Annotated in this window: 14 protein-coding genes; 8 read left to right on the forward strand and 6 right to left on the reverse strand. The window is 68.0% G+C overall.

The window, feature by feature from the left end; translation table 11 throughout:
• Positions 1-94: 94 nt before the first annotated feature.
• The 4 genes from VET29_RS03825 (at position 95) to VET29_RS03840 (ending at position 4605) form a co-directional block, all read left to right on the forward strand.
• Positions 95-544: a regulatory protein RecX gene (locus VET29_RS03825; RefSeq protein WP_414636442.1), complete on the forward strand. Its 450-nt coding sequence runs from the start codon at positions 95-97 to the stop codon at positions 542-544.
• Between the two features lie 530 nt (positions 545-1074).
• Complete coding sequence (locus VET29_RS03830; RefSeq protein ID WP_324914720.1) at positions 1075-1875, forward strand: hypothetical protein; 801 nt, start codon at positions 1075-1077, stop codon at positions 1873-1875.
• 17 nt (positions 1876-1892) lie between these two features.
• Entirely contained in the window at positions 1893-3800 is a 1908-nt protein-coding gene (locus tag VET29_RS03835; protein ID WP_324914722.1) for a fumarate reductase/succinate dehydrogenase flavoprotein subunit, read from the forward strand.
• A 46-nt stretch (positions 3801-3846) separates the two neighbouring features.
• On the forward strand, positions 3847-4605 hold the full coding sequence (locus tag VET29_RS03840; protein WP_324914725.1) for a succinate dehydrogenase/fumarate reductase iron-sulfur subunit: 759 nt from the start codon (positions 3847-3849) through the stop codon (positions 4603-4605).
• Between the two features lie 72 nt (positions 4606-4677).
• On the opposite strand, the gene VET29_RS03845 is transcribed toward VET29_RS03840, so the two are convergent.
• The 5 genes from VET29_RS03845 to VET29_RS03865 all read right to left on the reverse strand — a co-directional run bounded on the left by VET29_RS03845 (position 4678) and on the right by VET29_RS03865 (position 8638).
• Complete coding sequence (locus VET29_RS03845; RefSeq protein ID WP_324914727.1) at positions 4678-5307, reverse strand: class I SAM-dependent methyltransferase; 630 nt, start codon at positions 5305-5307, stop codon at positions 4678-4680.
• Positions 5300-6202, reverse strand: a complete 903-nt coding sequence (locus VET29_RS03850; protein ID WP_324914729.1) for an amino acid ABC transporter permease — start codon at positions 6200-6202, stop codon at positions 5300-5302. Before VET29_RS03850 ends, VET29_RS03845 begins: the two co-directional genes overlap by 8 nt.
• A complete protein-coding gene (locus tag VET29_RS03855; RefSeq protein ID WP_324914731.1) occupies positions 6199-6846 on the reverse strand; it encodes an amino acid ABC transporter permease in 648 nt (215 codons plus the stop codon). The genes VET29_RS03850 and VET29_RS03855 overlap by 4 nt, the downstream gene beginning before the upstream one ends.
• Before the next feature lie 103 nt (positions 6847-6949).
• Positions 6950-7846, reverse strand: a complete 897-nt coding sequence (locus tag VET29_RS03860; RefSeq protein WP_324914733.1) for a glutamate ABC transporter substrate-binding protein — start codon at positions 7844-7846, stop codon at positions 6950-6952.
• 63 nt (positions 7847-7909) lie between these two features.
• Positions 7910-8638: an amino acid ABC transporter ATP-binding protein gene (locus tag VET29_RS03865; protein WP_324914746.1), complete on the reverse strand. Its 729-nt coding sequence runs from the start codon at positions 8636-8638 to the stop codon at positions 7910-7912.
• Between the two features lie 177 nt (positions 8639-8815).
• Here VET29_RS03865 and miaB point away from each other — a divergent pair, with 177 nt between their 5' ends.
• Positions 8816-10288 (forward strand): tRNA (N6-isopentenyl adenosine(37)-C2)-methylthiotransferase MiaB, encoded by a 1473-nt coding sequence (miaB, locus tag VET29_RS03870; protein WP_324914735.1) that lies wholly within the window; start codon positions 8816-8818, stop codon positions 10286-10288.
• Entirely contained in the window at positions 10285-10764 is a 480-nt protein-coding gene (locus tag VET29_RS03875) for a hypothetical protein (RefSeq protein WP_324914737.1), read from the forward strand. Before miaB ends, VET29_RS03875 begins: the two co-directional genes overlap by 4 nt.
• Positions 10765-10931: 167 nt before the next feature.
• Here VET29_RS03875 and VET29_RS03880 read toward each other — a convergent pair whose 3' ends face one another.
• On the reverse strand, positions 10932-12248 hold the full coding sequence (locus VET29_RS03880; RefSeq protein WP_324914739.1) for a DUF349 domain-containing protein: 1317 nt from the start codon (positions 12246-12248) through the stop codon (positions 10932-10934).
• A gap of 230 nt (positions 12249-12478) precedes the next feature.
• On the opposite strand from VET29_RS03880, the gene VET29_RS03885 reads away from it, so the two are divergent.
• Together VET29_RS03885 and VET29_RS03890 are read left to right on the forward strand one after the other, a co-directional pair.
• Positions 12479-13180 carry a class III extradiol dioxygenase subunit B-like domain-containing protein gene (locus tag VET29_RS03885; RefSeq protein WP_324914741.1) on the forward strand — a complete coding sequence of 234 codons (702 nt, stop codon included), beginning with the start codon at positions 12479-12481 and terminating at the stop codon, positions 13178-13180.
• Positions 13177-13356: isopentenyl transferase family protein (locus tag VET29_RS03890; protein ID WP_324914743.1), on the forward strand; the 180-nt coding region annotated here is incomplete at its 3' end. The genes VET29_RS03885 and VET29_RS03890, both read left to right, overlap by 4 nt.

The following is a 13356-nucleotide window of genomic DNA, read 5'->3' on the forward strand; positions in this document are numbered from 1 at the left end:
GAGAGGCCGTGCACCCCGAGCCGACACCTCCGCCACCCGGGCCGAAGGCCCCGCCAACCCTGAGGACCCTGTCCAGCAGGCCAAGGACTTCTGCCTGCGACTGCTCACCGCTCGGCCCCGGACTCGGGTCGAGCTGGCGCAGGCGTTGGCGCGTAAGGGGTTCGATCCCACCATCGCCGAGCAGGTGTTGGGCCGGCTCGGGGACGTCGGGCTTGTCGACGACGCCGCCTTCGCCGAGGTCTGGGTGCGGTCTCGGCACAACCTTCAGGGGTTGAGCCGGCGGGCGCTTGCTCTTGAGTTGCGGCGCAAGGGGGTTGCCGACGACTCCGCCTCCGAGGCACTGGCGACTGTGGACACCGACGCCGAGGAGGAGCGGGCGCGTCAGCTTGTCCGCAAACGGTTGCGGAGTCTCAGTGGCGCCGACGAGGCCGCGAAGATCCGCAAGCTCGTCGGCATGCTCGCGCGCAAGGGGTACTCCGAGGGGCTCGCCTACCGGGTCGTCAAGGACGAGGTGCGGACCTCTCTGCTCGACGACCTGTTCTGAGACGGGAACGTTCACCCAATCGCAACCTCTTGGATTGTGGGCCTCGATCGGAACTAAAGGTGCCCTTACTTGATCGATAGCGTGATTTCCGCCATGTCATTGAACCACCCGTCAAGCGGGTTGCATTCTGTATACAACCTCCCCTCTTAATCGATGAACCTTCCGTGATCTGGCTTCGTGGCAGGCATTGTCGCCGCACGTGTGGTCGGTCGGTGGGGGTCGGCGCCAGGGAGTACCGTCACCGTGTGGTCGGGGACCTCCTCACGTACAGGCGTGCCCCAGGCCACCTTGTGTACAGGCCGCCGACCGGCGCTTTCCCAGCGTGTGGTACTTCTCCTCTTGCCACCGACGGCAACGTTGGCGGCTCGGCGTCGCCTCGTTCATGGGGACGGCGGCGGAGGTGGCGAACCGTGAGTGCAAACAGGCGATGTCGACCCATCGCCCACCGGGTGTGACCCGCGGAACGCCGCCACTGGTGCAGATCCCCGTTAGTCTCTGACAATCAAATCGTTCTGGAGTCGAGGACAACAATGAAGGCTGGCGTCGCAGCCCCCGGACGGGCGCAAATCCCCGAGCGCACGTATCGGAAGGACCGATGGTGGGGCTGGCCGCTCAGCATGGGCGCGGTTCTGCTCTTCTTCGTGGTCTACGCGACCATCCGCATCTTCATGAACAAGTATTACTGGGCGCCGGGTGAGCACTACCTCACGCCGATCTACTCCCCGTGCCTCAGCGACTCGTGCGTCCCGGGCTCCAGCCACTTCGGCACGCCGCTGCCCGAGGTGCCGGCCTTCCTCCCGATGGCGGTCATCACCTTCATCATCCTCGCCGGGTTCCGGGCCACCTGCTACTACTACCGGAAGACGTACTACCGGTCGTTCTTCCTCTCGCCCGCCGCGTGCGCGGTGCCAGAGCCCCGGGGCAAGTACAGCGGTGAGCGGCGCTTCCCGCTGATCCTGCTGAACTCGCACCGCTACTTCTTCTACCTCGCCCTGATCTTCGCGCTGGTCAACGTCTACGACGCGGTGCTGTCCTTCCACGGCAAGGACGGCGGGGTCGGCATGGGCCTCGGCACGGTCATCATCCTGATCAACGTGGCCGCGCTCTCCATGTACACACTCTCCTGCCACGCCTGCCGGCACATCATGGGCGGCAAGCTGAAGAGCTTCTCCGACCACCCGATCCGGTACCGCTACTGGCAGTTCGTGTCGAAGATCAACCCCAAGCACGGCCAGTGGGCGATGATCTCGCTCTTCACGGTGATCTTCACCGACGCGTACATCATGTCGGTCTCCGCCGGCTGGATCACCGATCTGCGGATCTTCAACTAAAGACTCGAGAAGGACTCATGGTTCAGGTTCAGGTCGAACGCTTCGACTACGACGTCGTCGTCATCGGCGCAGGTGGCGCCGGGCTCCGTGCCGCCATCGAGGCCCGGCAGCAGGGCAAGCGGACCGCGATCATCTCGAAGTCGCTGTTCGGCAAGGCCCACACCGTCATGGCCGAGGGCGGCTGTGCCGCCTCGATGGGCAACGTCAACGAGAAGGACAACTGGCAGGTCCACTTCCGCGACACCATGCGTGGCGGGAAGTTCCTCAACAACTGGCGGATGGCCGAGCTCCACGCCAAGGAGGCCCCGGAGCGGGTCTGGGAGCTGGAGACCTACGGTGCGCTGTTCGACCGCACCAAGGACGGCAAGATCAGCCAGCGCAACTTCGGCGGCCACACCTACCCCCGCCTCGCGCACGTCGGTGACCGCACCGGCCTCGAGATGATCCGCACCATGCAGCAGAAGATCGTCTCGCTGCAGCAGGAGGACTACGCCGAGTACGGCGACTACGAGGCCAAGCTCAGGGTCTTCTCCGAGTGCACCGTCACCGAGCTGATCAAGGACGGCGACCGCATCGCGGGCGCCTTCGCCTACTGGCGCGACTCCGGCAAGTTCGTGCTGTTCGAGGCGCCGGCCATCGTGCTGGCGACCGGCGGCATCGGCAAGTCCTTCAAGGTCACCTCGAACTCCTGGGAGTACACCGGCGACGGCCACGCCCTGGCGCTGCGCGCCGGCGCGACGCTGATCAACATGGAGTTCGTCCAGTTCCACCCGACCGGCATGGTCTGGCCTCCGTCGGTCAAGGGCATCCTCGTCACCGAGGGTGTGCGCGGCGACGGCGGCGTGCTCAAGAACTCCAAGGGCGACCGGTTCATGTTCGGGTACGTCCCGGACGTGTTCAAGGGCCAGTACGCGGAGACCGAGCAGGAGGCCGACGGCTGGTACAACGACCAGGACAACAACCGTCGCACGCCGGACCTGCTGCCCCGCGACGAGGTCGCCCGCGCGATCAACTCCGAGGTCAAGGAGGGTCGCGGCTCACCGCACGGCGGCGTGTTCCTGGACATCGCGAGCCGCCTGCCGGCCGACGAGATCAAGCGCCGCCTGCCGTCGATGTACCACCAGTTCAAGGAACTGGCCGATGTGGACATCACGTCGCAGCCGATGGAGGTCGGGCCGACCTGCCACTACGTCATGGGTGGCGTCGAGGTCGACCCGGACACCACGTCGTCGGCCGTGCCCGGGCTGTTCGCGGCCGGTGAGGTCGCCGGCGGCATGCACGGCTCCAACCGGCTGGGCGGCAACTCGCTCTCCGACCTGATCGTGTTCGGCCGCCGGGCCGGGCTGGGCGCGTCCGAGTACGTCGACTCCCTCGACCAGAAGCCGAAGATCTCCGAGTCCGATGTGGACGACGCGGCCAGGCGGGCGACGATCCCGTTCGACTGGCCCGGTAACGGGCAGGCGGAGAACCCGTACTCGATCCACGCCGAGCTGCAGCAGTCGATGAACGACCTGGTCGGCATCATCCGCAAGCAGGAGGAGATCCAGCAGGCGCTGGACAAGCTGGCGGAGCTGAGGCTGCGTGCCAAGAGCATCGCCGTCGAGGGCCAGCGCGAGTTCAACCCCGGCTGGCACCTCGCGCTCGACCTGCGCAACATGCTGCTGGTCAGCGAGTGCGTCGCCAAGGCGGCCCTGATCCGCACGGAGAGCCGCGGCGGCCACACCCGCGACGACTTCCCGGCCATGGACGCCGGCTGGCGCAACAGGCTCCTGGTGTGCGAGGTCGACGGCGAGGGCGCGAAGGTCACGCCGAAGGACCAGGTGCCGATGCGCGAGGACCTGCTCGAGCTCTTCGAGGTGTCCGAGCTGGAGAAGTACTTCACCGACGACGAACTGGCCGCCCACCCGCAGAGGAGTGGATCGTGAGCGGAGCTTGCGGAGCGAACCATCAGTATGCAGGCGAGGAGACGGCGTGAGCTACAAGGCCAACTTCAAGGTCTGGCGCGGCGACGCCGAAGGCGGGGACGTCCAGGACTACACCGTCGAGGTCAACGAGGGTGAGGTCGTCCTCGACATCATCCACCGCCTACAGGCCACGCAGGCGCCGGACCTCGCGGTGCGCTGGAACTGCAAGGCGGGCAAGTGCGGCTCGTGCTCCGCGGAGATCAACGGCATGCCGCGCCTGATGTGCATGACCCGCATGTCGGTGTTCTCGGAGACCGAGACGATCACCGTCACCCCGCTGCGCACGTTCCCGGTCATCCGTGACCTGGTCACGGACGTCTCGTACAACTACCAGAAGGCTCGCGAGATCCCGTCGTTCGCGCCGCCGAAGAACGTCGGTCTCGGCGAGTACCGGATGAAGCAGCAGGACGTCGAGCGCTCGCAGGAGTTCCGCAAGTGCATCGAGTGCTTCCTCTGCCAGAACACCTGTCACGTCATCCGTGACCACGAGGAGAACAAGGAGAACTTCGCGGGGCCGCGTTACCTGATGCGCGTCGCGGAGCTCGACATGCACCCGCTGGACACGGCCGACCGCGTGCGCGAGGCGCAGGAGGAGCACGGCCTCGGGTACTGCAACATCACCAAGTGCTGCACGGAGGTCTGCCCGGAGCACATCAAGATCACGGACAACGCGTTGATCCCGATGAAGGAACGCGTGATCGACGAGAAGTACGACCCGGTGGTATGGCTGGGCAACGCGCTCTTCCGGCGCAAGTCCCGTCGCTGAGGCCGGCCCCGGTGGGGTAGGCGAAGGCCGAGTGGTCAGGCGCGATCGAACGGTCCGCGCCTTCCACTCGGCCTACTCTGCTTTTCGGGCCAGTAGAAAGGCCTGCGGGGTGCGTTCGCCTTCCCGTGCCACGCGGACGACGTGCGTCTCCACCGGCGCTCCTGCCGCGGCCAGCAGCTCCGCCAGGTGCTCCGGCCGGCGGCGGTGGAACACCAGGTCCAGCTCGTGGCCGAGTGCGGACGTCATGTGCATCGGCTCGTCACCCACCTGGAAACCCAGCAGCAGGTGACCCCCTGGCCGTACGACCCGTGCCAGTTCGGCCAACGCCGCCGGCAGCAGCTCATCCGGCACGTGGATCGTCGAGTACCACGTCATCACCCCACCGAAGGTGTTGTCGGGGTGGGGGAGTTCGAGCATCGAGCCGGTCTCGAACCGCACGCTCGGCAGGTGTTCGCGGGCCACTTCGAGCATGCCCGGTGACAGGTCCAGACCGGACACGTCCACGCCCAGCCTGACCAGCTCCGCCGTTGCCAGGCCGGTGCCACAGCCGACGTCGAGTACCGGTCCGTCCACGAGCGACGCGAACAGGCCGAGCACCGAGAGCTCGACCGGCATGCCGGCCAGCTCGTCCTTGAAGTGCAGCGCATACGACTCGGCCACCCGGTCGTAGGACGTCCGGGTGGCCGAGAGGAAGTCAGGCACTGGCAGCGGCTCCGGCGCCGCCCGCACCCGCGTCGCCGGCCAGCACCAGCTGGTTCGACTTCGTGCCGCCGTCGTCCAGGTCGATGTGCTTCTTGCTGCGCCGTTCCCGCTTCTGCAGGTAGTTCGCCAGCCAGGCAAGCAGCAGGCACATGCCGATGTAGATGGCGGCCACCACGATCGCGACCGGGATGAACGGGCGGGCGAACTGGCCCTGGCCGCCGTAGAACTGGGCGAAGTGCAGCAGCTCGTCGTAGGTGATGAGGAAGCCGAGCGCGGTGTCCTTCAGTAGCACCACGAGCTGGCTGATGATCGTCGGCATCATCGAGCGCAGTGCCTGCGGCAGCAGGATCAGCACCATCACCTGCGTCTTGCGCATCCCCAGCGCGTACGCGGCCTCGGACTGGCCACGCGGCAACGCCATGATGCCGGCGCGGAACACCTCCGCCAGCACCGAACCGTTGTACAGCATGAGACCCAGCACCACGGCCGTGTACGCCGACATCTTGACGCCGACCGTCGGCAGGCCGTAGTAGAACAGGAACATCAGGATCAGCAACGGGATCGCGCGGAACAGCTCCACGACGAACGCGGACACCGCCTGGATCGGCTTGTGCTCCGAGAGCCGCCCGGCCGCGAACACGGCACCGAACAGCAGCGCCAGCACCGCACCCAGCGCGAACGCCTTCAGCGTCGCCAGCACCGCGGTGCCCAGCTGCTCCTGGACGTAGGTGTACTCGATCCACTCCCACTTCCGGCCGTCGAACTGGCCGGTGTCGTAGAACCGCCAGGCGACGAAGCCCACGAGCCCGGCGAGCACGAGAGTGCCGATCACCGCCAGCAGGCGGTGCCGGACGCGGGCGCGTGGGCCGGGGGTGTCGAAGAGGACGTTGCTCATCGGGCCACGCTCCACCGCTTCTCGAGGGTTCGCTGCGCCATCGTCAGCACCAGCACCAGCACCACGAAGCCCAGGGACACCCACGCCAGGCCGGCCAGCTGGTTCTCACCGTCGTCGGACAGGATCGACCGGATCCGGCCGGCCTCGGCGACCGAGAAACCGGCGGCGATGGTGGTGTTCTTCAGCAGGGCGATCAGCGTGCTCACCAGTGGTGGCACCACCGACCGCAGTGCCTGCGGGAGGATGATCTGCGACAGCGACTGGCCGAACGTCAGGCCGAGCGCGCGGGCCGCCTCCGCCTGCCCCAGCGGCACAGTGTTGATGCCGGACCGGACGACCTCGCAGATGAACGCCGCCGTGTACACGGTCAGTGCGACGACCGCCGCCGTGAAGTAGGACAGCTTGAGGATCTTCAGGTACGGGTAGGCGAAGACGAAGAACAGGAACACGAGCGTCAGCGGGGTGTTCCGCACGACGGTCACGTACAGGGTGCCCGCCGCCCGGAACACCGGCACGGGGCTGACCCGCAGCATCGCCAGGATCATGCCGAGCACGAGCGCCGCGACACCGGCGAGCAGGAACAACTCGATCGTGGTGAGGAAGCCGTCGCGGAACAACGGCCAGTAGTCGATCAGTATGTTCATCGGGCCTTCTTCCCCGCTGTGTCGAATTGGGTCGCTTCGCTCATGCCAGTCAACGAAGGTGGGTGGTCACCACCTTGGGCGACCACCCACCATCAGGGTTGAGTCAGTACCGCTCGATATCGGGCGGCGACGCCTTCGAGTTGGACTTGCCGAGCGTGCTGTCGTAGATGTCCTGCCAGGTGCCGTCGTCGATGGCCGTCTGCAGGATGTCGTTCACCTTGTCCCGCAACGCCTTGTCGTCGTGCGGCAGGCCGATGCCGTACGGCTCCTTGGAGAACGGCTTGCCGACGACCTTCAGGTTGTCCGGGTCCTGCGCCGCGAAGCCCTTGAGGATCGCGTCGTCGGTGGTGACCGCGTCGACCTCGCTGTTGGTCAGCTTCTCGACACACTGCGAGTAGGCCTGGAACTCGACGATGTTCTCCGGCTGGGTCAGCTGCTCGTCACGGACCCGCTGGATCGGCGTGGAGCCGGTCACCGAGCAGACCTTCTTGCCCTTGAGGGTGTCCTTGCCCGTGATGGTGTTGTCGTCCTTGCGCACCAGCAGATCCTGGCCGGCGACGAAGTACGGGCCGGCGAAGGAGATCTGCTCCTTGCGCTTGTCGTTGATCGTGTAGGTGCCGACGTAGTAGTCGACGTCGCCGTTGGTGATGGCGGCCTCACGACCGGCGGACTGCACGGTCTTGAACTCGACCTTCTTCTCGTCGAAGCCGAGCTTCGCGGCGACCAGGCGCGCGATCTCGATGTCGAAGCCGGAGTACTCGCCGGTGGTCGGGTCCTTGTAGCCGAGGTAGGGCTGGTCTTCCTTGACACCGATGACGATCTTGCCGTTCTTGGTGATCCGGTCGAACGTCGGCGACCCCTCGACCTTGACGTTCTCGGCCACCTTCTGCGTCGTGGAGGGGCCACCGGTCGCGTCGTTCGTCGGCGTGCCCTCCTTGCCGCATGCGGTCAGGGCGAGGCCGCCGACCAGCAGCCCGATCGCCAGGGAACGAACCCTCATCGTTACTTCTCTCCTGCTCTTGTGGTCAGGCGGCGCGGGCGAGCACGCCGCGGCAACACATCCTCAGTGAGTGAGGATCTTTCCTAGGAAGTCCTTCGCCCGGTTGGACTTCGGCGCCGAGAAGAACTCCTGTGGCGTCGAGTCCTCGACGATCTCGCCGTCGGCCATGAACACCACCCGATGCGCCGCGTTGCGTGCGAAACCCATCTCGTGGGTGACGACCAGCATCGTCATGCCCTCCTTCGCGAGGGTGGTCATGACGTCCAGCACTTCGTTGATCATCTCGGGGTCCAGCGCGGAGGTCGGCTCGTCGAAGAGCATCACCTTCGGCTTCATGGCGAGGGCCCGGGCGATCGCGGCGCGCTGCTGCTGTCCGCCGGAGAGCTGAGCAGGGTACTTCTGTGCCTGGTTGGCGATACCCACGCGTTCGAGCAACTCCATCGCCGTCCGCTTCGCCTCGGGCTGCGCGACCTTGCGCACCTTGACGGGGGCGAGCATGACGTTGTCGAGGATCGTCTTGTGCGCGAAGAGGTTGAACGACTGGAACACCATGCCGACGTCCGCCCGAAGGGTCGCGAGCTCCTTGCCCTCGGCCGGTAGCGGCTTGCCGTCGATCTCGATCTGGCCCGCGTTGATCGGCTCGAGGCGGTTGATCGAGCGGCACAGCGTCGACTTGCCGGAGCCGGACGGCCCGAGCACGACGACCACCTGGCCGCGCGGCACCTCGATGTTGATGTTCTTGAGCACGTGGAGCTGCCCGAAGTACTTGTCCACCTCGACCATGCGGATCATGGGGGTGTCCGCAGCCGCCTCGGTCATCCATCCTCCAACGTGCGTGTGTTACACCAGGCGTTCGAGAGACTACTGGCCCGGTGATGGGCGAAACCTACCCCCACCAGAAGCGAAGTTCATGCCTGTTTGACCACTCCCAAGGTCTCAATGCGGTCACGCGTACTCTCGACCATTGAGATGAGCACTCGCACATACCAGGTACGCACGTTCGGCTGCCAGATGAACGTGCACGACTCCGAGCGGCTGGCCGGCCTGCTCGAAGACGCTGGCTACACGCCGGCCTCCGGTGACGGCGTCCCGGACGTCGTCGTGCTGAACACGTGCGCCGTCCGGGAGAACGCGGACAACAAGCTGTACGGCAACCTTGGCCACCTGCGGCCGACGAAGCTCGCGAACCCCGGCATGCAGATCGCCGTCGGCGGCTGTCTCGCGCAGAAGGACCGCGGCGAGATCGTCAGGAAGGCGCCGTGGGTGGACGTGGTGTTCGGCACGCACAACATCGGCGCGCTGCCGGTGCTGCTGGACCGCGCACGGCACAACTCCGATGCCCAGGTGGAGATCCTGGAGTCACTCGAGACGTTCCCCTCGACGCTGCCCGCGCGCCGCGACTCGGCCTACAGCGGCTGGGTGTCGGTGTCGGTGGGGTGCAACAACACCTGCACGTTCTGCATCGTGCCCTCCTTGCGGGGCAAGGAGAAGGACCGCCGGCCGGGTGACGTGCTGGCCGAGGTCTCGGCGTTGGTCGCCGAGGGTGTCCTCGAGGTCACCCTGCTGGGGCAGAACGTGAACTCCTACGGCGTCGAGTTCGGCGACCGGCACGCGTTCGGCAAGCTGCTGCGTGCCTGCGGTTCCGTCGCGGGCCTCGAGCGGGTCCGGTTCACCTCGCCGCACCCCAAGGACTTCACGTCCGACGTCATCGCCGCGATGGCCGAGACGCCGAACGTGTGTCACCAGCTGCACATGCCGCTGCAGTCCGGTTCGGACCGGGTGCTGAAGGCGATGCGGCGGTCCTACCGGCAGGCCCGGTACCTGTCGATCATCGACGAGGTGCGGGCCGCGATGCCGGACGCCGCGATCACGACGGACATCATCGTCGGCTTCCCCGGTGAGACGGAAGAGGACTTCGAGGAGACGCTGAACGTCGTGCGGGCGGCCCGTTTCTCGTCCGCGTTCACGTTCCAGTACTCGAAGCGGCCCGGCACGCCGGCCGCCGTACTGCCCGACCAGCTACCGAAGGAGGTGGTCCAGGAACGCTTCGACCGGCTCGTCGCGGTGCAGGAGGAGGTGTCCTGGGCGGCCAACAAGGCGTTGGTGGGGACGCGGGTCGAGCTGCTGGTGTCGGCGGGCGAGGGACGCAAGAACGCGGACACGCACCGAATGTCGGGTCGTGCCCGCGACGGCCGCCTGGTCCACTTCACGCCGGGTGCCGTCGACGTCCGGCCGGGCGACGTGGTCGAGACGGTGATCACCTACGGCGCCCCGCACCACCTGGTGGCCGACGGCGAGCCGGTGTCGCACCGGCGAACCCGCGCGGGGGACAACTACGAGGAGGGCATCCGGCCGCGGACGTCCGGCGTCGGCCTCGGCCTGCCGTCGTTCGGCCCGCCGGCGCCCGCGAGTGAGCCGGTGGGTGGATGCGCGGTCCGATGACGGATTCCGAAAGGCCTTCCGAGCCTGCCGGCGAGGACGACCAGCTGCGTGCGGAGATCAACGAGGTCGGCCGCCGGGCGTCCCGCACGGTCGAGCTGGGTGGCCGCGCGCTGGTGATCGCGGTGGCGGTGTTCGTCCTGCTGGTGGGCCTGGTCCTGCCGTGGATGAACGGCTCGTCGGGTCTCGAGGTCCTGATCGGCCACGAGACCGGCAAGGCGTCGATGGTCCCGCGCCTGTTCTCACTGACCTCGGCGCTGTTCGGCGTGGTGACGTCGGCCCTGGCCCTGATCACCCGCCGCTGGGTACTCGCCTGGGCCGGCGCGGCCGGCGGCTGGTTCGCCTCGGTCGACGGCCTGCTGGCGATCTGGTCCCGCCAGTCCTCCGGCAACACCCCAGGCATCGGCCTGATCATCGCCGTGGTCGCCATGGTCGCGATCTCCATCCAATGGTTCCGAACCGCCGCCTCCCGCACCTAACCCTCGCGAGTCGCGCGTTCAAACATCGCGAGTCCCGCGTTCGAACACACTGAGATGCGGTTTCGCCCAGAGCTTGGTGTACCCACGGCTCCTGGTGTGCACGAAAACGCAACTCGGTGTGTCTGAACGCGGGACTCGGTATGTGTGAACGCGGGACTCGCGAGGGGTTAGCGGCTGGCTACTGCGTTCTCGGCTGCGGTGAGCCACTCGCGCCACTGGGCGGCCTGGGCTTCCGCCTGTTGGGCGCGGCGCTTGTCGCCGGCCGCGCGGGCCTTGGCGGCCTGGGCCTCGTACTGTTCCACCCGCTCGCGGAACTGTGCGGCCCGTGCCTCGGCCTCCGGGTCGGTGCGGCGCCACTGGGCGTCGGCGGCCTGGCGGACCTTCTCCTCGATCGACCGCAGGCGGCCTTCCAGCTCCCGGATCCGTTCGCGCGGGACCTTGCCGATGGCGTCCCACCGCTCCTGGACGCGGTGCAGCTGCGCCCGCGCGGCGTCGAGGTCGGCGGCGGGGTTGATCTTCTCCGCCTCGGCCAGCAACGCCTCCTTGGCCTTGCCGTTCTCGATCAGCTCGGCGTCCCGCTCGTCGAACACCGAGGACCGGCGGGCGAAGAACTTGTCCTGCGCGGCGCGGAACTGCTGCCACAGCGTGTCGTCCGCCTCCTTGGGCGCCCGGCCCGCCGCCTTCCACTCGACCATCAGCTCGCGGTAGGCCGCGGCCGTGGCGGCCCAGTCGTCGGAGTCGGACAGCTCCTCGGCCTGGCGCACCAGCTCCTGCTTGCGTTCCTTCGACGTCGCGCGCTGGCGGTCCAGGTCGGCGAAGTGCGAGCCGCGGCGCCGGTTGAACGTGTCGCGGGCCTTGGAGAACCGCTTCCACAGCACGTCGTCGGTCTTGCGGTCGACGCCCTTGACCGTCTTCCACTCGTCGAGGATCGCGCGGAGTCGGTCACCCGCGGCCTTCCACTGGGTGGAGGACTCGGCGATCTTCTCGACCTCCTCCACCAGCTCCTGCTTGCGCCCGGTCGCGGCCTGGCGAGCCTCGTCGCGCGCGTGCTTGACCGAGTCGACGGCCTCCTGCGCCCGCGCGAGCACGTGGTCGATCCTGGCCTGCAACGCCTCGAGGTCCCCGACGAGCGCGGCGTCGGTCAGGCTGTCCTTGATGTGCTTCGCGCTGGTGAGGCTGTGCTTCGGGTCGCCGGAGCCGGCCTTGAGCCTGGCCTCCAGCAGCTCGACCTCGGTGCGCACGTCGTCGAACCGGCGCGCGTAGTGCGCGAGCCCCTCGGCCGGCTCACCCGCCTGCCACGACCCGATCGCGCGGTCCCCGTCCGCCGTCTTGACGTACACGGTCCCGTCGGCGTCGACCCGGCCCCACTTCTCGGGGTGTGTCGACGCCGCGGGAATCGGCGGGGCCGCGGGAGTCGGCGCGGAGGGCAGCGGCGCAGGGGCGGCCGATTCGTCCGTCGTGGTGTTGGTTTCCTTGTCCGGCATGGCCCGTTCCTCCCGCTGGCGTGCCCGCGTCAACGCGGGCGCCCCGCTCCCGCGGGGCCTGGCACTCTTCGCGTCGCGCGCGCGATGTCGCACGGCGCACGCGCGCATTCAAACAGGTCACGCCGCGCCTGGGTACTCCAGCGGGGACACTGGATCGACACCGGCAGCACAGGGTGACGCCATGAGCCCGGAGAGTTCACATCGGTGGGTGAACAGATAGCCTCGGGCTCGTGATCGTCCGTGCCGGCGTCGTGCCGCATCCGCCGCTACTGGTGCCGGAACTCGTCGGCGGCACGGACGACGACGTGACCGCCGTTCGGTCGGCGTGTCTGGCCGTCGCGACCCGTCTGACCAGCGCCGCGTCACGCTGGGTGGCCGTCGGCTCCGGCCCCGCGGGGGTGCTCGGCCCGTCCGCCGCCGGCACGTTCGCCGGCTTCGGCGTCGACGTGCCGGTGCGCATGAGCGCCGCCGCGACCGGATCGCCCGATCCGGCGATGCCGTTGTCCGCCCTGGTAACAGCCTGGTTACGGGAACAGGCCGGCGCGACCGATGTGATCATGCACGTCATACCACCTGACCTGCCGTCCGAGGACTGTTTCGCGCTGGGCGAACGGCTCGCCGGCGACCCGGCGCCGGTCGGCCTCCTCATCGCGGGGGACGGCTCCCACCGGCACGGCGACCGTTCCCCCGGGCGGCCGGACGACCGCGCCGGCCCGTTCGACGACGCCGTGCACGAGGCACTCCGCGACGCCGACGCCGGTGCGTTGCGGGCACTCGACCCGAAGCTCGCCGACGAGCTGGGCGCCGCCGGCCGCGCGCCGTGGCAGGTCCTCGCCGGAGCCATGGGCCGGGGCCGCTGGACGGCCGACGCGCGGCTGCTCGTCCCGTTCGGGGTGGCCTACCATCTCGCCGTGCTGGACCCCGTCCCATGAGCGAGCCGTCGCGGCCGATCGCCGTCGTCGGCCCGACCGCCGCCGGCAAGTCCGCGCTGGCCATCGCGCTGGCGGAGGAGCTGGGGGGCGAGGTCGTCAACGCCGACGCGATGCAGCTCTACCGCGGTATGGACATCGGCACCGCCAAGGTCACGCCCGCCGAGCGCCGCGACGTC

The organism is Actinophytocola sp. (assembly GCF_035634895.1).
In the GTDB taxonomy this organism is placed as follows: Bacteria; Actinomycetota; Actinomycetes; order Mycobacteriales; family Pseudonocardiaceae; genus Actinophytocola.